Annotated in this window: 25 protein-coding genes, 1 tRNA gene and 1 pseudogene; 14 read left to right on the top strand and 13 right to left on the bottom strand. The window is 48.2% G+C overall.

What is annotated here, in order from left to right; all coding sequences use genetic code 25:
• Positions 1–9 precede the first annotated feature (9 nt).
• Together WC777_00630 and WC777_00625 are read right to left on the bottom strand one after the other, a co-directional pair.
• Entirely contained in the window at positions 10–1,011 is a 1,002-nt protein-coding gene (locus tag WC777_00630; GenBank protein ID MFA6023710.1) for a hypothetical protein, read from the bottom strand.
• Complete coding sequence (locus tag WC777_00625) at positions 995–1,645, bottom strand: hypothetical protein (protein MFA6023709.1); 651 nt, start codon at positions 1,643–1,645, stop codon at positions 995–997. Before WC777_00625 ends, WC777_00630 begins: the two co-directional genes overlap by 17 nt.
• Before the next feature lie 28 nt (positions 1,646–1,673).
• On the opposite strand from WC777_00625, the gene WC777_00620 reads away from it, so the two are divergent.
• On the top strand, positions 1,674–2,168 hold the full coding sequence (locus WC777_00620) for a type II secretion system protein (protein MFA6023708.1): 495 nt from the start codon (positions 1,674–1,676) through the stop codon (positions 2,166–2,168).
• 27 nt (positions 2,169–2,195) lie between these two features.
• Here the strand turns inward: WC777_00620 and leuS are convergent, their stop codons facing one another.
• The 4 genes from leuS to WC777_00600 all read right to left on the bottom strand — a co-directional run bounded on the left by leuS (position 2,196) and on the right by WC777_00600 (position 6,614).
• Positions 2,196–4,622 carry a leucine--tRNA ligase gene (gene leuS / locus WC777_00615; protein ID MFA6023707.1) on the bottom strand — a complete coding sequence of 809 codons (2,427 nt, stop codon included), beginning with the start codon at positions 4,620–4,622 and terminating at the stop codon, positions 2,196–2,198.
• 53 nt (positions 4,623–4,675) lie between these two features.
• Positions 4,676–4,873, bottom strand: a complete 198-nt coding sequence (locus tag WC777_00610) for a hypothetical protein (GenBank protein MFA6023706.1) — start codon at positions 4,871–4,873, stop codon at positions 4,676–4,678.
• Between the two features lie 473 nt (positions 4,874–5,346).
• Complete coding sequence (locus tag WC777_00605) at positions 5,347–6,201, bottom strand: hypothetical protein (protein MFA6023705.1); 855 nt, start codon at positions 6,199–6,201, stop codon at positions 5,347–5,349.
• Positions 6,202–6,398: 197 nt separating this feature from the next.
• The gene (locus tag WC777_00600) at positions 6,399–6,614 is read right to left on the bottom strand and encodes a hypothetical protein (GenBank protein ID MFA6023704.1); all 216 of its coding nucleotides are present in this window, start codon (positions 6,612–6,614) and stop codon (positions 6,399–6,401) included.
• A gap of 218 nt (positions 6,615–6,832) precedes the next feature.
• Between WC777_00600 and WC777_00595 the strand changes: the two genes are divergently transcribed.
• Positions 6,833–7,405: a DUF3307 domain-containing protein gene (locus tag WC777_00595; GenBank protein MFA6023703.1), complete on the top strand. Its 573-nt coding sequence runs from the start codon at positions 6,833–6,835 to the stop codon at positions 7,403–7,405.
• A gap of 4 nt (positions 7,406–7,409) precedes the next feature.
• On the opposite strand, the gene WC777_00590 is transcribed toward WC777_00595, so the two are convergent.
• Positions 7,410–8,363, bottom strand: a complete 954-nt coding sequence (locus tag WC777_00590) for a hypothetical protein (protein ID MFA6023702.1) — start codon at positions 8,361–8,363, stop codon at positions 7,410–7,412.
• Positions 8,364–8,425: 62 nt separating this feature from the next.
• On the opposite strand from WC777_00590, the gene WC777_00585 reads away from it, so the two are divergent.
• From WC777_00585 to pnp, 3 genes are all read left to right on the top strand, one after another.
• Complete coding sequence (locus WC777_00585) at positions 8,426–9,337, top strand: magnesium transporter CorA family protein (protein ID MFA6023701.1); 912 nt, start codon at positions 8,426–8,428, stop codon at positions 9,335–9,337.
• A gap of 85 nt (positions 9,338–9,422) precedes the next feature.
• Positions 9,423–9,686: a 30S ribosomal protein S15 gene (gene rpsO, locus WC777_00580; protein MFA6023700.1), complete on the top strand. Its 264-nt coding sequence runs from the start codon at positions 9,423–9,425 to the stop codon at positions 9,684–9,686.
• A 238-nt stretch (positions 9,687–9,924) separates the two neighbouring features.
• Positions 9,925–12,114 (top strand): polyribonucleotide nucleotidyltransferase, encoded by a 2,190-nt coding sequence (gene pnp / locus WC777_00575; protein MFA6023699.1) that lies wholly within the window; start codon positions 9,925–9,927, stop codon positions 12,112–12,114.
• On the opposite strand, the gene WC777_00570 is transcribed toward pnp, so the two are convergent.
• Entirely contained in the window at positions 12,111–12,866 is a 756-nt protein-coding gene (locus WC777_00570; protein MFA6023698.1) for a hypothetical protein, read from the bottom strand. The two genes, pnp and WC777_00570, sit on opposite strands and share 4 nt — an antisense overlap.
• A 228-nt stretch (positions 12,867–13,094) precedes the next feature.
• Between WC777_00570 and WC777_00565 the strand changes: the two genes are divergently transcribed.
• A tRNA-Gly gene (locus WC777_00565) sits at positions 13,095–13,169 on the top strand.
• Positions 13,170–13,370: 201 nt separating this feature from the next.
• Here the strand turns inward: WC777_00565 and WC777_00560 are convergent.
• Positions 13,371–14,129, bottom strand: a complete 759-nt coding sequence (locus WC777_00560; protein MFA6023697.1) for a hypothetical protein — start codon at positions 14,127–14,129, stop codon at positions 13,371–13,373.
• Between the two features lie 93 nt (positions 14,130–14,222).
• Between WC777_00560 and WC777_00555 the strand changes: the two genes are divergently transcribed.
• The 3 genes from WC777_00555 (at position 14,223) to WC777_00545 (ending at position 17,967) form a co-directional block, all read left to right on the top strand.
• Positions 14,223–15,398, top strand: a complete 1,176-nt coding sequence (locus WC777_00555; GenBank protein MFA6023696.1) for a hypothetical protein — start codon at positions 14,223–14,225, stop codon at positions 15,396–15,398.
• 38 nt (positions 15,399–15,436) lie between these two features.
• Positions 15,437–15,832: a hypothetical protein gene (locus WC777_00550; protein ID MFA6023695.1), complete on the top strand. Its 396-nt coding sequence runs from the start codon at positions 15,437–15,439 to the stop codon at positions 15,830–15,832.
• Between the two features lie 107 nt (positions 15,833–15,939).
• Positions 15,940–17,967: an FG-GAP-like repeat-containing protein gene (locus WC777_00545; protein ID MFA6023694.1), complete on the top strand. Its 2,028-nt coding sequence runs from the start codon at positions 15,940–15,942 to the stop codon at positions 17,965–17,967.
• Between the two features lie 289 nt (positions 17,968–18,256).
• Here the strand turns inward: WC777_00545 and WC777_00540 are convergent, their stop codons facing one another.
• Positions 18,257–19,381 carry a replication-associated recombination protein A gene (locus tag WC777_00540; protein ID MFA6023693.1) on the bottom strand — a complete coding sequence of 375 codons (1,125 nt, stop codon included), beginning with the start codon at positions 19,379–19,381 and terminating at the stop codon, positions 18,257–18,259.
• A 48-nt stretch (positions 19,382–19,429) separates the two neighbouring features.
• Here WC777_00540 and WC777_00535 point away from each other — a divergent pair, with 48 nt between their 5' ends.
• A complete protein-coding gene (locus WC777_00535; GenBank protein MFA6023692.1) occupies positions 19,430–19,972 on the top strand; it encodes a prolyl-tRNA synthetase associated domain-containing protein in 543 nt (180 codons plus the stop codon).
• Here the strand turns inward: WC777_00535 and WC777_00530 are convergent.
• Together WC777_00530 and WC777_00525 are read right to left on the bottom strand one after the other, a co-directional pair.
• Positions 19,872–20,588 (bottom strand): hypothetical protein, encoded by a 717-nt coding sequence (locus WC777_00530; protein MFA6023691.1) that lies wholly within the window; start codon positions 20,586–20,588, stop codon positions 19,872–19,874. The two genes, WC777_00535 and WC777_00530, sit on opposite strands and share 101 nt — an antisense overlap.
• Positions 20,589–20,608: 20 nt before the next feature.
• Positions 20,609–20,872, bottom strand: a complete 264-nt coding sequence (locus tag WC777_00525) for a Trp family transcriptional regulator (protein ID MFA6023690.1) — start codon at positions 20,870–20,872, stop codon at positions 20,609–20,611.
• A 101-nt stretch (positions 20,873–20,973) separates the two neighbouring features.
• On the opposite strand from WC777_00525, the gene WC777_00520 reads away from it, so the two are divergent.
• From WC777_00520 to WC777_00505, 4 genes and pseudogenes are all read left to right on the top strand, one after another.
• Positions 20,974–21,771 carry a hypothetical protein gene (locus WC777_00520; protein ID MFA6023689.1) on the top strand — a complete coding sequence of 266 codons (798 nt, stop codon included), beginning with the start codon at positions 20,974–20,976 and terminating at the stop codon, positions 21,769–21,771.
• A 6-nt stretch (positions 21,772–21,777) separates the two neighbouring features.
• On the top strand, positions 21,778–22,905 hold the full coding sequence (locus WC777_00515) for a hypothetical protein (protein ID MFA6023688.1): 1,128 nt from the start codon (positions 21,778–21,780) through the stop codon (positions 22,903–22,905).
• 296 nt (positions 22,906–23,201) lie between these two features.
• A pseudogene (locus WC777_00510) lies at positions 23,202–23,987 on the top strand (thymidylate synthase).
• A 26-nt stretch (positions 23,988–24,013) separates the two neighbouring features.
• Entirely contained in the window at positions 24,014–24,493 is a 480-nt protein-coding gene (locus tag WC777_00505; GenBank protein ID MFA6023687.1) for a dihydrofolate reductase, read from the top strand.
• A gap of 10 nt (positions 24,494–24,503) precedes the next feature.
• Here WC777_00505 and WC777_00500 read toward each other — a convergent pair whose 3' ends face one another.
• Positions 24,504–25,268 carry an exodeoxyribonuclease III gene (locus WC777_00500; protein MFA6023686.1) on the bottom strand — a complete coding sequence of 255 codons (765 nt, stop codon included), beginning with the start codon at positions 25,266–25,268 and terminating at the stop codon, positions 24,504–24,506.
• Positions 25,269–25,277 lie beyond the last annotated feature (9 nt).

The following is a 25,277-nucleotide window of genomic DNA, read 5'->3' as shown; positions in this document are numbered from 1 at the left end:
TGTTTTGGGCTACTCATACGACTTCACCTCACCGTACACACCGGTGGAGAAAGTTCGCTGCAGAGTGATGCGGGGAGTTTGGCCGAGCAGCCGGGTAAAAAAAGAGTTGCCGAGGGTGGCGTTGAAGACAACGGTGACTTGCGGCTGAACCTGCATATCCACTTCCGCAAAGGCACGGTAGGGGTCTTCGACAGGGGAAACGAAGACATGAAACCGCTCAATGGTGAGGGAAGGGGGGGTGAGGGGCATAAAACCGCTAGGATCGGGAGTCCAGCTCTCCACAATGCCATCGGAATCGTCATCGATGCCGGTGAATTCAAGCCTGGAGATTTGATATTCTTCATCGCCGGAATCGGACAGTTCTTGTATGAATGCCATGCGTTCGGTGCCCGCGCGGTTGATGAGCAAAAGTTCCTCCACAACGGCAGTTTTGAGCGAGGAACAATCGGCGATGGCGCCGCCGGGTTCACAAAAAGCATTCATGCTGGAGGGTTCGGTGGAAAAGCCCAAAAAGTCTTCGATGCCGGTGAAGGGGTGAGTACCCGTATTGGTGTCTTTATACTCATCGATGGGTGTTTCGGTGGGGCAGCCATCCGGGTAGGTGGAAAGGCCGTCACTGCAGAGTATGCCGTAGCCGGTGATGGTGGAATAAGGTCCACCGACAGTGGTGTTGCCGGTTCCGGGATGATAAAAACTTTGCCCATAAAGTCCATAGCCGGTGGCGTTCCAGTCGGACTCGGGGCTACGGTTGCCATAACGGAGATAATACGCCTCGTAATCCAGCGCGCTCCGTTCCACTTCGCGCGCCAAGTGATCCATCAAATTCTGGGCCTCGGAATAAAGAAACACTTGGGCGTAGAGTCGTCGAGCCGAAGCCAGACTATTCACCAAAACACTCACACAAATCACCGCAAGCATCGCAAAAATACTAACGGAAATCAGCAGTTCCACCAGCGTGTACGCTCCGGCGCGCGCGCCACTCTTCCGGCGGTTTTTAATAAATGTGTGCAATGGATTGTGTTAAAGAAAGGCTTTTTTCGATGCCATTTTGATCCCAAGAAACAGTCACAGTTGCCTCATAACTGTTTGGCACGCCGGCTTCATCCGTACTCACGCTATCGATATGAATGGTCCGCTTAAAAATCCCAACATGGTCCTCCTGAATAGAAAGCATATCGCCCACGATGGTGGCTCCGGTTTGCGCATAAAGTTGGGTGTCCATGGTGCCATCCTCATCCAAATCAACAGTGACCAAATCCAAATAACCTTCATTGGAATTCACCGTTTCAATTTCCAGAAGGTGCCACTTTAAAAGAGAGGCTCCCATCAAGTCCCGCTCCAAATAATAATTTCTGCCCGCCGTAATGGCATTGGCGGTGTCACAAAGCGTCACATCCGTGGCATCGAGCTTGTCCCAACACCCATCCGGGTTGCTGGAAAAGAGTAAATAGTTGGTGTCACGAATATTGAGCAACGCGTCAAAGGCCTCGTACGACAAATTCCGTGCGATCGTGGTTTCACTGATCACTTCAATGCCTTCGGTGGAACTGCGCAGCACGGAAAGCGCTGCGGCCGTGCTCAAAACAATCACCGTAACGGCAACAATCACTTCAATCAAGGATCCGGCAGCTTTGGCGTAGCGCATGGACCCATCATAATGCTAAACTTGCGTCATGAAAAGTGCCCGCGCCTTCACGCTCATTGAACTCAGCATTGTTATTGTTATTTTTGCAATTGTGAGTGCCGCCGTGGCCGTGAGCACCAGTCGCGGCATTTTAAAAGCCCGTTTCGATGGGGAGCTGGCCAATGTCACGGCAATGATTGAAAAAGCTCGCGCCTACTCACTCAATCAACTGGTGGTGCAAGATTCTGAGCCGGCGGAATATTATCTCCTCACCGTTAATCCAACAGGCCTGGTTTTAGAAGCACACGGAAGTACGGAGGAGGAAGAAGTGGAGTCCTTGATTCTTCCCGAGGATTTTTCGCTCACCACCATGGGCAGCGCCGCCATCTTTTACTTTCCACCCGACGGAACCATTTGTTTTGAAAATGAAAACTGCACCAGTGCACTCACCGAAATACTCATTGTCCTCACGGAAAACACCGGTACATACACGCAAGTCATACGAATGAACGCCGCCGGAGGGTATCCGGAGATGGTGAATTAAGTCGAAGCCAAAGCCGCAGCGGCATCCCTATTTCACTACAAAACCAATAATCTTTCCGGGCACGAAGATTTCTTTTACGATTTCTCCAAGCATGAATTTGGCGGCGTTGGGGTGGGCGCGAGCGGTAGCGAGCGCCTCTTCTTTACTTGTTTCAATCGGCAAATCCAAGGTGGCCCGCAACTTCCCGTTCACTTGAACGGCGTAAGTCACGGTGCTCTTCACAAGAAACTGAGGGTCTGCCTTTGGCCACTCCTCGTTAAACACACTTTCCTTGTGTCCCAACTCAGCCCAAACTTCTTCCGCCAAATGGGGGGCGAGCGGAGCCAAAATTTTAGTCACAATTTCCTTCTGCTCTTTATTCAGACCCTTCTCCAAGGCTTTATTCGTGAGCTCCATCAGCGCAGCAATCGCCACATTAAAATTCATGTTCGCCACTGCCTCACTGGCACGAGCCACGGTTTGGTGGACCACTTGGCGAAGCTGAGTTTGCTCCTGTTCGTCCATCCCTTCCCCTTGTTCCACCTGCATCATTCTATAAAAACGATCCACGAATCGCGCAACTCCGGTGATGCCACGGTCGTTCCAGTCTCCACCATCAGTGAAAGGCCCCATAAACATCAAATACATGCGGAACACATCACTGCCGTATTTATTCACGAACTCATCCGGGCTCACCACATTCCCCTTCGACTTGCTCATCTTCGCCCCATCCTTGGTCACCATGCCTTGATGCACCAGTCGCTTGAACGGTTCCTTGGCTTCCACAAAGCCCAAATCATGCATGACCTTGTGAATAAATCGCGCGTACAAAAGATGCATGCACGCATGCTCCGGCCCACCAATATACATGTCCACCGGCATCCATTGATTCACGCGGTCCTTGCTCCACGGCTCCTGTGCATTGCCGGCATCCGGATAACGCAAAAAGTACCAACTGCTGCACACAAAAGTATCCATAGTATCCACTTCTCGCTTCGCCGGCGCACTGCATCGAGGGCATTTTACATTCACAAATTCTTCCGAACCGGCCAGAGGCGAAGTGCCTTTGGGCACATAATCTTCCACATGCGGATGCACCACCGGCAAATCTTCATCCGGCACCGCCACTTCACCACATTTTTCACAATAAATAATAGGGATGGGAGCACCCCAATAGCGCTGCCTGGAAATCAGCCAATCTCTCAACCGAAAATTCACCACCCGTTTGCCCATGCCACGAGATTCAAGGTAATCCATCATTTTAGGAATCGCTTGCAGAGGGGTGAGACCATCCAAAATCTCTGAGTTGATGATTTCCCCTTCATCTTCCTGAACTTCTTCCTTGCAGGTGATCGGTCCCATTTCTCCATGTGGGCCTTTAATCACGCGGATGATCTCGATATTTCCCATGGCCTCCGCAAACTCAAAATCTCGTAAATCATGCCCGGGCACTCCCACAACCACTCCGGTTCCAAATCCCATGAGTGCATAATCGGCGGTGTAAACCGGCATCTCATAGCCGGTCAGTTCGTTGATGGCGTACGCTCCAGTAAACACACCGGTTTTTTTTCGTCCCTCCATCTGCCGATCCAGCTCGGACTTCTTCTTCGTTTCCTCCAAATAAGCCACAACCGCCGCTTTCTGCTCCGGAGCACAAATCGCCAAAGTTTGTGGATGCTCCGGCGAAATCACCACAAACGAAGCCCCAAAATTGGTTTCCGGACGAGTCGTGAACACCGTCAACGCCTCATCCAAGCTCTTTATTTTATAGGTGATATTGATTCCCTCTTTGCGCCCAATCCAATGTTTTTGCATCAAAACCGTTTTTTCAGGCCATTCAAGCCCCTCATAATCGAGCAATTTATCTGCATAGCTGGTGATCTTAAAAAACCACTGGCGTAAATTCTTCTGCACCACTTCACTTTTGCAGCGTTCACATTTCCCTTCATCCACTTGTTCATTGGCCAGCACGGTCATGCAGCCGGGGCACCAGTTCACCGGTGCTTCCTTCCTATACGCCAAGCCATTTTTGTAGAGTTGCAAAAAGAGCCACTGCGTCCACTTGTAGTATTCGGGAGAGGAGGTTTCGAGCCCCGTTCCACCCGGTTCCAAATCATACATCCCACCAATCGCACCGATCTGCTGCTTCATTTTGTCGATATTCGCTCGAGTGGTTTCCGCCGGATGCACACCTGTTTTGATGGCATAATTTTCCGCAGGAAGCCCAAAAGAGTCAAAACCCATCGGTTGAAACACTTCGTAGCCCTTCATTTTCATGTACCGCCCCCAGGTGTCCACGGGTCCGTAATTGTACCAATGCCCAATGTGCAGCTTGTCGCCGCTGGGGTAGGGGAACATGGTCAGATTGTAGTATTTCTCCTTTTCCGGACTCGCCAAATTCGCCTTATGTAAGCCGCTTTCACGCCACTTTGCCTGCCATTTTTTTTCTACCTCAAGCGCATTGTAAGACTGCATACCATTCTGTAAAGGTGCGCAAATTCTAACGCCGTTTCAGCAAGGGGGCAATCCTAATGTCCACCCTCCGTGGGATGAATGTAAAGCATATCCGCTCGAGTGCTGTTTTTAGCCTGTTCCAGAAGGGAATTCTCATGCGAGAGGATATTGGTGCCAAAAACAAGCAGCCCCAGCGAGATAGTGACCAGGAAGAGCGAGACGGTCACGATCAGGATTTTAGACCGTTGGGACAGAGTGGCGAAGGCATCCATTTTGTTTTGGGTTAACAGGACATTATAACATAACTTTAGAAGTGCGTCAAGGCGCTAGAGTATAAGGGCTTAGTGGATACGCTGCTGTTTATCCTATGACGAAGTTGTGACAAAGAACTTTAAAAAGTTTGTTGAAACTTAAGCCAGCACTTCGTCCAAGTTACCAAGTCCCATGGAAAAGCCTTCTTTGAAGCGCATTTAAAAACTCTGCTCCACAAATTCCCTGAATAAGAGCACCTTTTGGGGGTCTCAGGTATTTTCCTCTATCCAAGCCCTTAAGCGTGCCTCATCTTCATCTGTAGGCAAATAAAGGTCAGGAATCCATGAACCATCAGGGGGAACTTCTGTAGACTCCGAATCAAGATCCCAAAACTCTGGCCTGTTGCTTCCAAGATCTCTTGGCGGCTGGACCCTGCAAATACCATGAGCTCGCCATTCTTCACTTGGCATAAATGTATGGGGTTAATTTGAACTTAGAGTAGTAATATTTCCATGTTAAGTCAATGCAGGTGGCGGACGGCCCTCGCCCTTTCTTCATGCACCCGCAGGTTCATGCTGTGCGCCAGCAGGTGATGTTCTTTGCAGAGCGGCGCCAGGTAATGCGGATCGTGGCGATGGCTCAGGGCGAAGGTTTGCGTGTGGTGCAGCTGTTCCGCCGGCTTCCTGCAACTGGCGATGGAGCATTTACTGCCGTGTTCCCTCTGTAGAACCTTACGCGTGCGGGCAGGTATGGGCCGCGACTGCTCCACCGGAAGTTCTTTCGCAATGGCTGCCTTTTCTTCTGCAATCTCCTGCTCTCTTCTGTCCAGCAGCTCCATCATCATTGCATTAAGGTCTATGCCCTTCCCCTGCAGCTCTAGTAGGCGAGCCGTGACTTTTTCATCCAAGTTCAAGTGCCCGGGCACAGATTTTACTTCAAATAATGGCTTAGTTGAGCCATTTGATTTTTGAAATTGCTCATCCCTCACCAAAGTTTCCACTGCGCTTTTTGGTAAAAACTTCACCGCCTCCGCCAGGTCTTCCTGGTTCGCCACCGTGGCAATGGAGGCTACACGGGCCAGTTTGTTCACGCTCACTTCTCCACTCTCCAATAGTCCCTTCAGCACAGGCACCGCTTCAAACTTCCTCTCTAGCTGTAAAACTCTCCTCACTTGCTCTTCACTCAGACCCGCCAACTTAAAAGAAAACTCAAAAATAGACCCGAAGCCGCGCTTTTCATAGAGCCGCCTCTTTTGCACTTCCGGCAGGAGGCCCATAAACTTCCTTCGCCAAAGGAGGGTATTCTTTCCGTAGAAGCGAGCTTTTTTATACAGTTCTTTGTCGGTCATAGCGAGGGGATTAAGGAATCTAAATCTTACCACAAAATCCCCGCATTAACAGGTTCAAGCCCTCATTTTCCCATGACAAAACACATGGTGAGGGTATAATCACCTTTGCCGCCACCACCTCCAATCGCCATCCACCTTTTGGTCCTCCAGGCTGCCCAAATACCGCCCCTTGTAAAAAAACCAAAAATCCTCTATAATTACAGGATTGAATCGCGCGAAAACGCACCCTCATGAATCTCATTCTTCAAATCCTCAAGACCGTGCCACTCTTTCAAAGCCTCACGGAGGAAGAGCACAAAACCATTATTCAGCACATCACCATGCAGTACTTTCCGGCACATTTTGTGCTCTTTAAACAAGGCCTGCTTGGGACGGCGGCGTATATCATCAAGTCCGGCACCGTGCGCATCCATAACCAAAAAGGGGAGCTGGCCACGCTTAAAGCCGGCGATTTTTTTGGAGAAACAGCCCTCATAGAAAATAAACCCAGAAACGCCGACGCCGAAACGCTTTCCGAATGTGAAATCTTTATCCTCAATAAAGAAGACTTTTCCGCCCTGCTCAAAAGCAGCCCGGATATTGCTCGCAAAGTAGAAGAAGCCTACAGGGCTCGTAAACCGGACCTCACCCTATGATTTTTTTGCACCTCATCATCGCACATCTGCTCGGGGACTTCGTCTTCCAGTCCAACGACCTGATCCACAAGAAATATAAAAGCTGGACGGGTACGCTTCAGCACGCCGGCATCATTGCCTTGTGCAGCACGGTCGCACTGCTCCCCATCTTGCAACATCGAATGACATGGATCGTGATTGGGATTATTTTTGCGGTGCACTTCACCCAAGACTGTCTCAAAATCAGCTTCGACCGCCGTTACAATAAACGAAAAAGCACCATTCCGTTTTTTGTGGACCAGATTTTCCACACCGCGCTCATCCTTTTCCTGAGTCCATTGTTGAGCGGCCTCCAGCCCACGACTCTCCCCACGATGGTTATGGAAATCTACAGCTCTCAATTGGCCGCCGTCTTTGTGATTGGAGCACTTCTGTTTTCCTATGTACAAGACATCACGGTCTTTCAGTTCGCACGGAAAGCCAGTAAAAAAAATCTGGATTACAAGGCAAACATTCCCGGCATGCTGAAACGACTGGGTCTTTTTACACTGTTTTACGGAATCTTCCTCATCCTAACGGGAGCCCTTTAAACCCCTAATCTCGCGCAGCCGCCTCATGCAAGTTCACTGCAGTGGACTCTTCTTTGGTGAGATCCAAAAAAGTGAAAGTCCACACGGAACTGGTGAAGACATGGAAAACGCCCAAAAAGTAAGACGCAAAGTACAGCACCACGGCCCCCACAATGGCCCCCACAAAAATACCTATTTTGGCCAGAGCGAGGCTGGTGAATAAGAATACGGGAGCCAGCACAAGGGCGGGCACCAAGAGCGCCACCAAAAGATTGAGAATGACACGCAGAAGGATCACCGCCATCAACAAAAACATAAACAGCGTGTGATGCCATTGTCGCACCACCAAACCACTGCTTTTGATGATGCTACTAAAAACGCCTTCGCCATCGATCACAATATAGTACTCCGAGTAAGTGAAAAGGAGAGAGAAAAAGAGCCCGACAATTAAAATGAGAAGGAAGATCCAACCAAAGACCTTAAAGGGTTCGAGGCCAAACACACGAAAAGCGAAAGCAGCCTCTGTAAAAATCCCAAAAAAGCTGAAAGTTTTAATAAAAAGATGGTATTCAAAAAGCTGCAAAAATCGTCCAAAACCGTAACTGATGCCCCGTGTGATGGAAACCGGTTCCCCCGCTCGTAGGCGAGCCACCAATTGGATGAGTGCTCCCTGAGTAAAAACGGGAAGCATCAAATAGGCCAGCCCCACAATAGCGACCAAAAGCACCACAAAGACACCAAGGCTGGGGTTCTCCTGAAGAAGCAGAACGATCTTTTTGATGATGTTCATGAGCAGATGGCTCTCCTCGGCATTGGGACGAATATAGGGGGAGCTCCACAGAGCGTAGGCTTGATAGGTCAAATACACCATGCTCACCAAAAAACTCAGCAGGGCCGGGACAAAAGCAAACCACCAAATGAGTTTCTTATTCTCTTGCGTCAGAACCCACGCTTCCCGAATAATGGCGCGATATTTCATGCGGGCATTATGCAACCAAACTGAGTTTGCGCCAAGAGATCTTAAGTGCTTATATTGAAAACATGCAACAATCCATCAGTTTTGAAAAACTCACATGGACCGTGGTGGAGGATCCGGATGCCGAATCTTTGCTTGCTTTAAAGGAGAAGCACGGCTTCCACGAACTGGATATTGAAGACTGTCTTTCCGAGAATCAACGCTCCAAAGTGGACGAATACGAAGACTATCTTTTCATTATTTTGCACATTCCTTATTTTGATAAACGCAAACAGAGGATAGTGAGCGAAGAAGTGGATATTTTTATAAAAGCAAACTTGCTGATCACCGTGCATTGGGGAGGGCTCAAGCCACTCAACGATTTTTACGCATTGACCGAAAAAAGCCTCACCGAACGAAAAAAAGTGATGGGACATTCCAGTGGGTATTTGATGTATGAAATTGTGGATCACCTTTTTGCCGGACTCTTCCCCTTGCTCGACAACATCGAGTCCAATGTGAACTCCCTGGAACAGGAGGCCTTTTTGGGAGGACAGAAGGATATGCTCAAGGAGATTTTGAACACCAAGAAGAACATCATTGGATTCCGTCGTGTGATGGCACCGCTCCGCACCGTGGTGGCACAGATTGAGCACAAGAATAAGAAATTCCTCCCCGACAGTTTGGAGGTTTATTTTGACGATGTGCTGGATAAAGTGGAAAAGATTTGGAGCAATTTGGAGAATTTGAAAGAGTTGGTGGAATCCTTACAAGACACCAATGAATCCCTCATTTCCCATACCACCAACAATGTGATCAAAACACTGACGGTTTTTTCCGTAGTGATGCTGCCGCTCAACCTTTTGGCGGGAATGTATGGGATGAATGTCCATCTGCCCTATGCCCAGCACCCGCTCATTTTCTTTGTTTTGGCCGGAGGAATGCTATTTATTCTCTTTGTGATGCTTGTTTTCTTTAGATTCAAACGCTGGATTTAGCCTGATCTAAAGGAAAACCTTGCATTTTTAGGGCCTTTCTTATAAAATACCCCGTGCTCAAGTACAATCATCTTTAATCCCATTTATGAAACGAGACGACAAGAAGAAAATCATCAAAAAATTTGCCCAGCACGACAAGGATACCGGTAGTGCGCAAGTACAAGCCGCGGTTCTCACCACTCGCATCAACCAGCTCACCGAGCACTTAAAGAGTCACAAAAATGATTTGCACTCTCGCCAAGGACTGCTCAAGATGGTGGGCAAGCGCCGCCGTCACCTCCAGTACCTAAAGACGAAGAGCAAAGACGAGTACGAGAAAGTCCTGGACCAACTACAACTTCGTAAGTAAACTGAGGGGGCTCTACGCCCCTTCTTTCTTGCCCGCTCAGGGTGAGATCACAAGAACTCTCTACTAGGCGGACCCCATGGGTCTGCTAAGCAAAAAAGTGGCGCAAGCCACATCATTGCATAGGTCGATCAAAGAGATGTCTTGAAACCTCCCTCTGAGCAAGCGAACCCGAAAGGGTTTGCTAGGCAATAACGCCGCGTAAGCGGCATCAATATTATTACCCTAACTGCTCAGAATTATGTCTATACAAACTGTTGAAACCGAACTTGCCGGTCGCAAGATTAAGCTCGAAACCGGGCGACTTGCTTTGCAAGCGAACGGGGCCGTTACCATTCAAATGGGGGAGAGCATCGTGCTCTGCACCGCCATGATGGCCGAAGAAGGAAAACCCGACGCGGATTTCTTCCCTCTTACTATCGAATACCAAGAACGCTACTACGCCTCCGGAAAGATCAAAGGATCTCGCTTCATGAAACGAGATGGCCGCAGCAGCGATGAAGCCATTTTAAAGGCTCGTATCATCGATCGTCCCATTCGCCCCCTCTTCCCAAAAGGAATCACCAACGAGACTCAGGCGATTGCTACTATTCTTTCCGCTGACCTCGTGAATGAGACCGGAGTGCTCGCAATAACAGGGATGTCCGCCGCCATGCTCGTGGCCGGTTTGCCTTTTGCCGGGCCTTTGGCCGGAGTGCGCATTGGAATGAAGAACAATCAATTCATTGTGTTCCCCACCTTTGAAGAAATGGAAGGGGCTCAGCTCGATTTGCTTGTGGCCGGAACAATGGAAGCCATCACCATGGTGGAAGCCGGAGCCAATGAGCTCACGGACGAACAAATGTTGCAAGCGCTGGAACTCGCGCACAAGACCATCAAGGAAATCTGTGCTTTCCAAATGCAACTCGTACAAAAAATCAATCCTACGCTCCGCTCGTACACGGTGGCCAAAGCCTCCGACGAGATCATCAATCTGGTTGCAGGCGTGCTCACCGCAGACGACCTCGCGATCTACAAAGGAGGATCCAAGAAAGAAATCAAAGACGCGATCCACGCACTTCAAGATAAAGTGCTCGCGCATTTTGCCGCAGAAATCGAAGCGGAAACCTACACCAAAGGAGCTCTCCTGGCCGGACTTGAAAAAGTCATGGACAACTCCATGCGAAACAATATTTTAGAGCGAGACCAACGGCTCGACGGTCGCCGCCTCGATGAAGTTCGAAAGATCAGCATCGAAGTGGGACTCATGCCTCGAACGCACGGATCCGCTCTCTTCCAACGAGGAGAAACGCAAGCGCTCACGCTCACCACACTCGGTGCGCCCGGCGATGCGCAAATCATCGACTCCATGGAAGTGGACACCGAAAAACGATACATTCACTATTATGTATTCCCACCGTATTCCGTAGGAGAAATCAAAGGACTTCGCGGCGCTTCCCGTCGTGAAATTGGACACGGAGCACTCGCAGAACGAGCCTTGCTTCCCGTACTTCCCGCCAAAGAAGATTTTCCATACACCATTCTTGTGGTGTCCGAAATCATGACTTGTAACGGATCCAGCTCCATGGCTTCCGTCTGTGGATCAACCCTTTCACTCATGGACGCCGGAGTACCGCTCAAAAAGCCGGTTTCCGCCGTGGCCATGGGTCTTGTGTGCAGCGATGAATTCAAACAGTCCGGAACCGGAGCTTACAAAATCCTCACCGACATTCAGTCTTTTGAAGACTTTGCCGGAGACATGGACTTTAAGGTGGCCCGCACCGCGGACGGAATCACCGCTCTGCAAATGGACATCAAAGTGAAGGGAATTACTCTGCAAATGATGGGAGAGGCGCTGTCAAAAGCCGCCACCGCTTGTAATCAAATGCTCGCCGAAATGCAGACCGTATTGCCCGCTCCTCGTGGTGAACTCAGCAAATACGCACCCATCATCATGAAGATCCAAATCAATCCGGATTACATTCGTGATGTGATTGGTAAGGGTGGAGAAACCATTCAAAAGATCACCGCCGAATGTGGCGTGGAAATGGACATCGAACAAACCGGTCTCGTCATCATCACCGCTCCAAATCAGGAAGCGGGAACCAAGGCGGCCAACTGGGTGAAATCAATTGTATACGAACCCACTCCGGGTGAAGAATTCGAGGGAACCGTGGTGAAAATCATGGACTTCGGAGCCTTTGTAGAATTCGTTCCTGGTAAAGATGGATTGGTGCACATTTCCGCACTCCGTCCTTTCCGTGTGAACAAGGTGGAAGATGTGGTGAAAGTGGGCGACAAAGTCCGCGTAAAACTCCTCAAGATCGACGAACAAGGTCGTTACAACCTTTCGATGAAAGAGTTCTACCAAGATGCCCCCGCTCCGGCACCCGCTCGCAAGCCGGAAGGCCCCGCCGCACCCGCCGCTCCAAGCGACGGATACGACTTCTAAACTGCCTTCAATTCAAACACAGCTTTCAACTCCGGGTAATCCTCGGGGTTGATTCCTGTTGTTTGACGGAAGTGATCCAAAAGCTTATCCGGTCCCACATAAGCCTTCGCTACGCCATCCGTTTGCAGTCGCCACCCCCCAAAATAGACAGCTTTATCAGGCCCATCGGTCTTAAGCTCCTCCAAGCGAACTTCTCTGCGCAGAAGCATACTAATCTGCTTAAGGTAGTGTTTGATATGATTAGGTCCATCATAAATTTCTCCCGTTTTCTCATTGCTGGCTAAATGATGAAATGAATGTGCCGTATATCCCATATGTCTTTCTCCCGTGTGGGCGAAAACAGTAGCACCTGCACTGGCCGCATACTCTGGTACAAAACCTCGTGTCACCCGTCCTTCGGCGTTCCATTTATCCAAGAGATGCATCAGGCTCCAGACCCGAAATTCTTTTCCTCCGTAGGTCCGCAAAACCACATTCACATTGGCGTCCTTTTCCTCCACATAATTCCCAAGGCGTTCATAACTCCACTGAGGAGCTTCCGACCCCCACTTTTCTACAAGCCTTTCTATGCCGAGGCCTATAAGGCTAAAAAAATCTCGGACACGGATGCTTTCATCCATCAAGCCAGGCGACAAAACACCCAACTTACCCCTGGTATTGGAAAAAAGGGGAAATGTACTGGTATGCTCAATCTCATCTGCGATGAGAATGGCAATCTCTTCCTTCTGATCGGTTTCCGCAGGAGTTGGCATAGAGGGAGATTCTAGCACAAAAGCGCAAAGCGTCAATGATTTGGAGCTTCGCAAAAATACATGTGCCCGGGCACAGATTTCCATTCAATTTGTGGCTTAAGCAAGCCGTTTATACTTTAAAAGTAGCTCATCAGCCGTTGTTTATGCAAACCTAACTTGGAGAGCGAAAGAAACCAGTTTTTTTGCAGCTTGCTACAGGATGCATTTTTGGCTAAAATCCCCTCTGCCGCAGGTATCATATAATGGTTATTATGCCGCCTTGCCAAGGCGGAAATACGGGTTCGATTCCCGTTACCTGCTCCAACATTCGTCGTGAAATCACAGAGGGTGAAGCGAGTACCATCCGAGAAGGGCGTTTTTATGGATTTGAACCAATGGATCCTGCTCACATAGAAGCTTCAAAGCACTGGATCACTTATGGCGTGGGTTCTGCAGAAGGGATTGAGCTTCATGTGAATGAATCCATGTACGCCTCAGAAAGAGAGTTGGTAGAAGAGGCCCTCGCTATTTCCAGAACGCTGGATTTAATGCTGACTTTTCGTGGAGAAAGAAAAGGCTTCGGAGTAGGTACCTTTTACATATTCAGCAGTGATGACATTCCGTACGGTACTCTCACGCATTTCCCGTCGCAACTGCGTAGAAATCATCAAAAAGCCCATCAACATCTTTTGGCACGGCAAGATAATACCCAACGCCACCAGCGACTTGTAGAAATGTCTCTGCATCAGCAACTTCTTGAGCTATAACTTGAGTCCCCGCATCATGTAAAAGAAGAAGACGATGATCTTGGAGTAAGCGTTGGAGTCGACCGTCAGGAGAGAGATCGTGCCGAGGAACCATTTTAACTCTTGGGTTTGCCTCAAGCATCTCATTCAAACGATTTCCAATTTCAGGTTTAAATCTTGGGAATTGACCTAGAAATCTAACAGGATCTGCTGGTTTTTCAGATACAGGAACGACCCTACCAACTGCCTCTCGTGCACTCCTCATAAGAGAGAGAATCTCCTGAAGAATATCTAAAGCAGTAGCTTGGTCAGGTGTTTCTGAAGAAACAACTCGAAGTAAGCGCTCAATGTGGCCAGAACGGTCTCCTGTAATACGGCCATCCTTCTGTACGCCAAAGGTATGGCCCTGTAGGATGACATTATAAGCAGAAGCTGTACCTCCTTTGGCGATATACATACGCATCAACTCTCTGGTACCTTCACGGTAAACAATAGGTGCTCCTGCAAGCCTTGAACAGATATCGAGTATACCTTCCATACTATGAGATTAAATGTACATAATTATAACAGCTTATTGCATATATGTCAAATCGCTTTGACATATAGAAAATATATGTGCTATCATAAATACATGAAAGGCCTTGGAGCTACTACACCAATTTGTGAGACAAGAGAAGACGGTATACTTGTGCTCGAATTACCATCTCAAGAATCTCTTCAATCCTTTCGTCAACAATTCCCACAAACAGCTGATGCCTTTGTATCACGCGCATTCAATGGGCGAAAAACAACCTACTCAATTGCATTACAAACTGCAAGCAGGGATTCAGGTATCGATCTACCCACAGCTTTAAGGATTTTATACCCAGGGATAGAGGCCGACAGTATCGAAAAAATCACTTATAGATCTCCTGAACAAGTTGTGCTTGCTGACATGGGAAGGCAACTAGCAAGACATGCAAGTGGCATCCAGGACATTTTGGATGGGAAGGTAGGGCTTTCGGGGCCAAATGATGGATGGTCTATAGACACAAGGGATTTGGATCCTGAAGATGTTCTTTTTAAGATTAAGCAAAAATTTCCACGAATGGAAGACTTTTTAAGATTAAGTTTTGATGAAATGCTTGAGGAATTTTCTTCTGAAGGGACTTCTTCCAAAGCACTATTTGATCTAATGCTAGAAAAAGGGAAAGAAAGCTATTTGGCACAACATTCAGAAGATGCAAGCTTTTTTGTAGAGTTGAAGCAAAAATTACTGTCATTTGGAGAAACCACGAAAGAGAGTGGCGCACCAAAAAAAGTTGTGGACGCATATCCACCTTTTGTACAATATGCGGCGATGCCGATGATGAATTTGGCAGATTTGAAAAAAACACACGGAGATTCTCAGGGGGAACATCTGTTTGCACTGAACCTTGGCAGGACTTTACTTATAGAATTGTGGGATTTAATAGCTAAGGAAGATACAGGAGACAATGAAAAAAGGCAGTTCATACAAAGAATGTACGAACTCTGTTACGGTACTGATCGCCAATTTGGCTATGTTGGTCGTAGAGCAAGTATAGCTATAAACTGCTTACGAGGCGCAAGAAGTGATCATGAAGACGATAAATCAAGTGCGAGACTCGTAGTTGCCTTACTCGCACTCTTACGGGAGGTTTCTAAAGAAGTAACGGATCGAGAAGAATTTTGGCCTTATTCAGTTGATTCAAAAAGCTTTTCAAGCTCTTTACATTCATGAGATCTCTCAAGAAGTAACGGGCCCGAAAATTTTGGTCTTACTTGCTGCTCCATTGACAAAATATAGAGTTTATGCTTAGTTATACCTAACCTAATTGTTTTGGTATGCCTTCTGATGAAGTACGCGATGTTCTCTTAAGAAAGATTTCCTCTGGGGCGACAAATAGACCCGTAACGCCAGTTGATCTTACGGGGAAACCAGGTTACAAGGATGCTACTGCCCCCCTTTCTCATCAAGAAGCAGCGCTACAGCGTATTAGAGAGAGAGTCGCGCAATTGGTTACGACAGTATATGAATTGTCTTGGAAGGGGCCAAGAATCCCTAAAGGTGTGAAAATCGGGGGATTTACTATTGGTTTTGCAAATAGAGGGGCCTTAGCAGAGCCTGACGGGGGTCATTTTGCAACTTATGAAAGGGTCGAGGAAAATGGAGGTGCAGCAGGCGATGAGCAAAAAATCAGAGTATATCTCACGAGCCTACCGAGACCTTCTAAAGATTAAACCAAGTCCGAATTTCTTCCAGTTTGCTGCTCCATCTTCGTCAGATCAATTGACAACCATAAAGCATTTGAGGTCAAATGTTTGTGTAAAAATCTTTATTCATCACTATGATCTCTACACAAAAAGCTCTTAGAGTTCCCGTTCTTCTAATTTTGACAGGCCTCCTTATCATTCCCTTGACGCAAGCCGCGACACTTTCCCTTGAGTCATTCGCCCAATTTCAGGGGCCAAGTTATGATGCATCAGTAGGAACAGACATAGCTACGGGTGATTTGAACGGCGATGGTTACGACGAATCCATCCTTGCCGCCCCCAGCAAAAACACTATTTATATAGCACGGGGAAAGGCAGGACGATATCGAGGTGACACCATCCTTTCTGGGAGTAGCATTGCAGTATGGACAGGAGACACGAGTTTGAGGTCCTCAGGTTACCTGGGCGGCGCGCTTGCGGTGGGTGATTTGAACGCAGATGGTTTTGAAGATGTAGTCGTGGCAGATCAAGGAGATGATGACGCCGGAGGGAACGCGGGAGCGATTTATATTATTTATGGACACGCGGGCCGGACAGGATCTTTAGATTTTCTGGATGGAACCTTGCCAAAGTTTACCGGTGAAGGAGCATCGGATGCAGCTGGATCTGCCGTGAGTGTTGGGGATACAGATGGAGATGGTTATGATGACATTGTGGTGAGCGCGAAAGGATACGGTTATTCGGATGTCGACAACTACGACGGCAAAATTTACCTTATAAAAGGCCAAGACTCAGAGCTCACATCGATGAGTTTATTGGACGCCAGTACGGCAACTTGGGTGGGAGAAAATCCTTTTGATCATGCAGGGAGTTCCATAGCCATTGGAGACATCAATGGAGATGGTCTTGAAGATATCTTAACTTCAGCATCAGGTAATGATGACGGGGGAGATGCAGCTGGAGCAGTGTATTTGATTTATGGATCAAGCGACCTCAGCGGTGAAAATTTCCTGAGTGACGCAAGTATGGTTCAACTTACGGGAGAAGCCATGGGAGATTGTTTGTGTGAACAATTAAAGGTCGGGGACATCAATAGAGACGGTTTCGGAGAAATTTTAATACCTAGTTATAATGATGATGCAGGCGTAGATGCAGGGGCCGTATATTTGATTTATGGAAGTTCTACCACATTAAGTTCCATGGTGTTGAGCGACACCAGTGTCGTAAAATTCACAGGAGAAGATATGGGTGATTACGCTGGGAAAACGATTGCCGTGGCAGACCAGGATGGAGACGGGTGGAGTGAAATCATCATAGGAGCTGTGGGTCAGGATGAAGCCGCTAATGATGCCGGAGCAGTTTACATCGTAAGAGGTCAAGAGGAGAGATTCAGCTCCTTCCGGCTTTCTTCACCTTCTGCTATAAAATTGCTTGGAGAGGCTGAAAACGATTATGCGGCGAACCAGGTTGCCACGGGAGATTTAAATGGAGATGGACTGGCGGACATCCTTGTGGGTGCCTCCGGAAACAACAGTACCAGCGTTGATGCAGGAGCCGTCTATGTGATATATGGGCGCTGATCAGCAAGTCTCTTCAGACAATCTACAGCACGCTCAAAACCTCAAAAGGATGATGGATGGGGGTGATGAGACCATGACTGCTCCTCGATTCAGCCTCAAGGAGACTGCTGTTTCGTCGAAGCACGCTCTCGGGTGCAAAGGGTTGGAGGCGGGCGCTCAGATCAGGATCAGAACCTCCGTACACGGCAAAAAGGCCACGCATGCCCCATCTTCGTGCCAATTCCATATCTTTTTTGTCGTTATCTCCCCACATATAAACAAGTGCACGGATTTGATCTCGCGTCATCTTCAAAATCCCCTCCAAATCGGTGTAAGGTTTTTCGTGCTCGACCTCAAAGACAGGAATCGGTGATTCCCGAAGTCCACGATAACGAGCCTTGGACGGGGGTAAGTCGGAACCGGTGGGCATGGCAAAAATACATTCCACCAAATGGTCTACGCCCGTGCGCTCCAGCCGGCGGCGAGCTTGGTGCCCAGGCGCGTCGGTGAGCATGATTTGCCGCCACCCTTTTTTGTGCGCCGTTTCCATCACTTCCTTCACTCCGGGATACAGCTGCAAATGCTGACTGCGCACACGACTAAATGTTCGCATAGCGATACGGATGGCTTCATTTTCATCAAAATTCCTTACGCCATTAAAAAAGCCATCTTCCTTGAGTCCTTGAATGAGCAGCACATTCTCAATGGTCCTTTTTCGACTGTAAACTCTCTTCATGGCCGCCGCCGTTTCGATCTTCGTCTTTCCGGCCATTTGCGCAATCACAGCACACATCGCCTCATACGCGGGCACCGCATACTCCATCCACTTCCACAGGGTATTGTCCCCATCCAGAAGCAGTAGTGGTCGTTCATTCAATTCCATAAATCCGACTTAAAGATATTTCCTCCCCTTCAGTTTTTCCGGAAGGAAATCTGCTTTGGAGTATTTCTCATAACCTTTGCCATAATCCAGCTCTTTCATGAGTTTGGTCGGTGCGTTGCGGAGCATGAGGGGTACAGGCAAATTGCCGTATTGCTCGGCATCGGCCATGGCGGCCTTGAGCGCATCATTCACGCTCCGGTCTTTTTTACACTGCGAAAGGTAGGCGACTCCGTGAGCCAAATTGAGCGCGCATTCGGGAAGACCAATGGTTTCCACTGCGCGAAAGACCTCGTTGGCCACCACCAGCGCGGTGGGCATGGCGAGTCCAATGTCTTCACTCGCAAAAATCACCATGCGTCGCGCAATAAACTTGGGGTCCTCTCCGGATTCGATCATTCGGGCCAAATAATACAAAGCGGCATCGGGCTGGCTCGCCCGCATACTTTTAATAAAAGCACTGATGATATTGTAGTGCTCCTCGCCCTTTTTGTCGTAACGCAAAAACTTAGATTGGAGCGTATTTTTCAGGCTTTCCACCGTCACCGTTTTAAAGAGCTGCTGCGTGTTTTCCAAAACCGTGAGAGCTTGGCGCGCATCCCCATCCGCCATTTGAATCAGCCAATCCCGTGCTTCCTCGTCCATTGGAATTTCCGTGCGACTCAAAATCTCCTGCATCTCTTCTTTCCCCAATGGATTCAAAACAAAAACACGACACCGTGAGAGCAGCGCCGGAATCACTTCAAAACTCGGATTCTCGGTGGTGGCACCAATCAAAGTGAGTTCACCACTCTCCACAAACGGAAGAAGAAAATCCTGTTGAGCCTTATTGAAACGATGGATTTCATCCAAAAACAAAACGCGGGCTTGGCCAAAAAAATCCAGCTCCATAATGGCTTTGATGTCGGCTTTCCCGGCAGAAACCGCGGAGAGTTCAAAAAGCTGCGCCTCCAAGCTTTGTGCGTACATTCGGGCCAAAGTGGTTTTTCCAACACCGGGCGGCCCCCACAAAACAAAGGAAAACCGATGTTTTTGTTCCATCGCCACGCGGAGAGGTTTCCCGGGTCCAACCAGGTGGGTTTGCCCATAAAACTCATCCAGTTGTTTGGGCCGTATTTTGGCTGCAAGAGGCTCCATAGCAGCTTGAAGTATACACGAATCAGGAGATCATGCTATGCTTGGCCCATGCAAGAACTTCTCAACTTTTTAGACGCGCACGGTATATCGTACGAGCGCTTCGATCATCCCGCCGTTTTCACCTGTGAAGAGGGGAACCTTCTGTGCCCGCCCATGCCCGGCGCAAAAATCAAAAATCTTTTCATCACCAATCGAAACGGAAGCCGCTATTACATTGTGTCCATTAAAGAAGACAAACGCGCCGATTTGAAAGCTTTGGAAAAAGAACTGGGCGAAACCAAGCTCCATTTTGCCTCCGCGGAGGCTATGAAAACACACCTCGGCGTGGAGCCCGGCTCCGTCACCATTCTGGGGCTTTTCAACGACAAAACTCACCAAGTGGAACTCATCCTCGACGAAACTCTGCGCGGCGAGGCTTTGCAGTGTCACCCCTTGGTGAACACCGCCACCCTAGTCATCTCCGCCGAAGACATCCAATCTTTTATTACAGCTACTCAAAGTCGGTCTCGCTTTCTGCTGGTGCCCGAACGGAGTAAAAACTTGTACTGACACCAACACCCTGAATACGAAGCCATCCAGAGAGGGTCTTAAGGTAGTCATGCCCGAGAGGTGAGAACCCGTCAGGAGCATGAAGCGTAATGCCAGAAAAGGAAAAACTCTCCCCCAATAAAGTCTCCATGGACTCTCGGAGGTCCGTATCGCCAAGAGCATCTAAGGTGGCAGCGCGCCCATCAAGACTGCCACAGACTGAAACAGCGTCCAAATCGAAGTCTTCCACAAAACCAAGAACCTCCCGCACTTGCGCCTGTGTTAATGGCGCTCCATCTATTTGGATAAGGAGAGGAACGCCATCCGGAGGAGTGTCCCCTTGGGGAAGGACTTGTAGCGTTGAGATGATTTGACTGAGCACGGTGTCATCCTTAAGTTTTCTTAAAAAAGCCCCAACCGCTTGGAACTGCTCGGGGCTAAGGTTCGTTCCAGTCATGCTGTAGGTCCCATCAAGGGCAAGGTGCTGAAATTTCAACCCAAACTCTCGAAGTTGATCAATGATTGAATGGAAAGCAAGCTGCTCTGAACCCTCGAGATCATCTTGAAAACCCAAATCAGGAAACCGTAAAGTCACTTCAACAAGCTCGGGCTCAGGGCCGTAATCTAAATCTTCGGGATCGAAAGGGGATAAACCAGTTGCGTTGTCATTACCACTCATACATCTATTTTAACATAAAATTATAAAGGGTCAAAGCTTCCTTCTCCATACTGCAGGACTTGGGAGCCACGGCTCACTTTGGCGATGCTCACGCCCAGTTTCTTTGCAATCTCTCGTTGAGGTTTGCCTTTGTAGAGTTCTTGCATAATGAGAATCCGTTCATGAATGTCATGGATTTCAGCGGGGGTGAGGAGATCACTCAAAAGTTTCATCATCGTTTTTTTACTTTCCGCCAATACAAAGGTCTTTGAAATATTTTTGAGGGCAGTGTGGTTTTGGCGCATAGGGCTTGACTAATATCGTGGTCCGTACTATCGTACGAGTACATCATAGCAAGCATGAATTCAAAAGTCACGAACAATTTCGCCACAAAAAACACCCAAAAATGGTGGAACTCTTTGAAATCAATTCAGAGGGCCTGGCGCGTGCGCCACATTTAATTCACATCAAACTCAACTCCTTTAAGCCCTCTGAGAAGAGGGATTTTTATTTAACCCACTACACTATGAAAGGCATATACCAACCGCAACACAGAAAAATTTATAACGCACAAGTCCCTCTTGAAAAAATTCGCCCTGTGATAGCGCTAAGACTAAGAGGGGATGATGTGGACGCATATATGGATCCATCGTTTCTTATTTATCCAAAAGGTGAAGAAGCTCACGAAAGAGCCATGGAAAAATTGCATGAATTCAGTGCAAATGATGTAGACGCTGCGATCATTTCTACACGAAGACTATCTGCACTCAATACGCAAATTTTTAATCAATGCCTTGCTGATACAGATGAAGAAAATATTTTGCATGTCAACCTGATGCTGAAAGAGGCTGCAGCCTTAGATTCAGATCTACTAGAGGCTCAAATCGCAACTCACGATTTAAGTGACTATGGAGTGACAGGAATGAGGGTTTATTTTCCAGAACTTAAGGTCATTCGATACGGTCACGGATTCCTCACACAGGACATTACATTAATTCCAATTGATGAAGCCATGGCAGAACATTATACCCAAGCAATTGCAACATTTAATCGGCGTTGCAACACCCCATTTACTGGATTAGCAGCAGGCAATCCTCAGGTGGGCAGTTCTTTTTTACCGTCCTTGCGTTTTGTTAAGAAAGAACATCTTTGCCATTGAACTGTAGCCCTCTGAGAAGAGGGATTTTTATTTATTTTATTCTAAAAATTTATGGACACACTAGTCAAAACAGAAAAAGCGGAACAGGAGGAAGAATTGCAACGCAGGATAAAATGGACTGCCGTTCAGCCCTACATAAAACTTAAAGAAGATGGGGTAGCCCTGTCAGTCGAAAAAGGACGCACTCAATCGAGGAAAATCGATCCAAAACTGGCAAGGTTGCTTGATGAATACAAACTAACTTATGGGGGAGTCTCAGAGAGTTCCCAGCCCACAGAGATCTTAGAGGAAACCCATACCTTTACAGGGAAAGACACACTGATTTCACACCGAGGCGGAGAACCCTTTGTCCAAAAAACTTTCAAAGGCGAAGATTTAATCCCTTACAAAGGATTGACACCACAGCAGATGAATTTCATGATACAGGCTAGGGTAAGAAGAGTACTCAGCGAGACTAGTCTGGGGGCAAGACTCTTAGGAATCTCCTATAAAGATTGTAGGATTATTTCCGAACCCACGCCTGGGAAACGGCTCCGAGAGGCAATGGCACTAGAAGAAATCCCCGATGCTCATGTGGAAAGATTGGTTCAAGGTTTAGTTGAGATGCATGATGGAGGCCTTTCCGTGCATCTTTCACCTAGCTCAACTGCATATGATGCATCTACAGGTTTTCATATTGCAGAAGCACTTCCTTCATCCCGACTGATAACAGAAATTACGGACGAAGAGTATGAAGTATTTCGACACCATTATCTTGGTACTCGCCGAGCGGTTTTTATAAAAGATGCAGTATCAAACCTTACGATGTCAGAGCAGTTACTTTCAGGTGCGAAACTAGGGGCTTATGTATTGTCCACCGTGCTTCCGAAAGATGATCATCGATATAATGTTACGCTTAGTCCTGAGGTACATTCCCCTGAATTCCAGATACCTTTCATGCAAACCCTTCATAGGGTTCTGGCTATTGTAAAAGAGCGGCACCCAAACCTACTCCCAGATTTGTGCAGGGAAACAAGCCTTCACATCGAAAATCTTGGTAAAAACATTGAGTCCTTTGGAAGAGGAATGGGTTATCATATAGCTTACCGCTTTGTGGATGTCCCAAAGGAAAACTCCCTTCTCGCCCACCCTGGGATAAGCGCCCAAGTCGAGAAAATCCAAGCCCTCATTACTTCTTAAATCCATAACACTAAAATTTATGACTGCTCAAATCAATGCACTCGCCGATCGCTTTCTCCATGAGACTCAATACGGGGCAATGCCAATGTCACCAGAATTAGCCGCCGATTTGAGAGGAATTGCGATGTCTGTTGGAGATGCCCTTAGGGCGCGGAATATCCCAGAAAGTACAGTAAATAAAGTCACAGATTGTTATACCCAGCTGCCTCTTGGTGGAATCCTTTCCTGTATGGACTGACGGTTGCCCCACCCACATCGGGGTGCTAATCTTGCCTCACCAAGTTGGCACCCCCCTTATGCACCACTACCTCTCACTCGTCGCAGAAGTCCTTGAAAAGGGCGAAAAAAAGGAAGACAGAACTGGAACCGGGACCCTCTCGATCTTCGGAATGCAGCGCAAGTACGATCTTCGAGAGGGTTTTCCTTTGCTCACCACAAAAAAAGTGAAGTTCGATGCCGTTTTGTATGAATTGCTGTGGTTTCTGCGCGGGTCCACCAACATCAACGACGATCTCGTGCAGCACACGCCCATTTGGAACGCCTGGGCGGATGAAAACGGAGAATTGGGGCCCGTGTATGGAAAACAGTGGCGCGACTGGGAAAGCAAGGATGGGCGCCACATCGATCAAATCCAAAATGTGATAGACCAAATCAAAACCAATCCCAATTCTCGTCGGCTCATTGTGAACGCCTGGAATGTGGGGGAGATCGACAAAATGGCGCTGCCACCTTGCCACATGTTCTTTCAGTTTTATGTGGTCAAAGGCCGCCTCGACTGCCAACTCTACCAACGCAGTGCGGATATCGCGCTCGGGGTGCCCTTCAATATCGCGAGTTACGCCGCCCTCATGATGATGGTGGCGCAGGAGTGCGGACTGGAGCCCGGAATTTTCACCCACACCATGGGGGATGCGCACATTTACCTCAACCACATCGAGGGCCTGAAAGAGCAGCTCACTCGCATCCCCAAAAAACTCCCCACCCTAAAAATCGCAAAAAAGCCTTTCTGGGATTTGAAGTTTGAAGACTTCGAACTCGTAGGCTACGAACACGATCCTTTTATTAAATTTGAAGTAGCGGTGTGAAAAACTTCTCCATCATTGCCGCCATGGATGAGAACCGAGGGATTGGAAAAGACAATGGCCTCCCTTGGCATCTTTCTGCAGATTTAAAACACTTCGCAAGCGTGACGAAAGGCGGCGTGGTAATCATGGGAAGAAAAACTTGGGAGTCCTTGCCGGAGGCGTATCGTCCGCTCAAGGAAAGACTCAATATCGTAATAAGCAGGGGAGAACAAACTCTTCCTGAGGGTGTCTTATTGGCTCATTCCTTGGATGAAGCCCTCGCTCTTGCCGAACAAAACGCCCCCGAGCAGAAAGCATTTGTGATTGGAGGAGCGTCCTTGTATGCAGAGGCCATTCTGCATCCGGCTTGCCACGAATTGTTCCTCACCGAAGTGGAGGGGACAGTGGACTGTGATGCTTTTTTCCCGGAAATTCCGGCCGGTTTTCTGATGAAAGAGATTTCTGAAGAAATGGAAGAAAAAGGCTTCACATTCAGGTTTGTGAGATATCTGGCAGCCCAATAAAAGCCTAGTTTTATTCAATCTCTATCCCAATGGGACAGTGATCGCTGCCTTCGACATCATTTAAAATCCAGGCGCGTTTGATGTGGGGCAGGAATTCTTTGTTCACAAAAAAATAGTCGATACGCCAGCCAATGTTCCGCTGCCGCGCCGCCGTGCGGTAACTCCACCAAGTGTAGTGGTTCGGTTCATCGGGGTGGAAGTGGCGGAAGGTATCGATGTAGCCGGCTGCAATAAATTTACTAATCCAAGCGCGTTCCACGGGCAAAAACCCGCTGATCCCCTCATTTTCTCGGGGGTGGGCGAGGTCGATTTCGGTGTGTGCGGTATTGAAATCTCCACACACAATCACATTTTTACCCTGTTTGCGCAGGCTCTCCAGCACATCCAACATCTCGTCGTAATAATTGAGTTTGTATTCCACCCGATGGTCGCCGCGGCCGCCATTGGGAATGTACACATTCACCAGCACAAATTCCGGAAATTCCGTCAGCACGAGCCGGCCTTCGTCATCATGGCGGCCTCCGCCCAACTCTTTTTGCACCCGCAGCGCCTTAGTTTTAGAAAAAGTAGCCACCCCACTGTATCCGGCTTGGCTGGCCGAAACCCACTCGCTGTAATAACCCAGCGGATTGATCATTTCCTGCGTCAACTGGTGCGCTTGAATTTTACTTTCCTGTATGCACAAAACGGCCGGGGCTTCCTTCTCCAAAAGATCCAGGAAACCCTTTTTAAGCACCGCTCGGATGCCATTCACATTCCAGCAAAGAATCTTCATGTGGAGGGT

The organism is Candidatus Gracilibacteria bacterium, from assembly GCA_041661045.1.
Classification (GTDB): Bacteria; Patescibacteriota; Gracilibacteria; order UBA1369; family 2-02-FULL-48-14; genus 2-02-FULL-48-14.
This window is presented reverse-complemented; position numbering and strand designations above follow the sequence as displayed.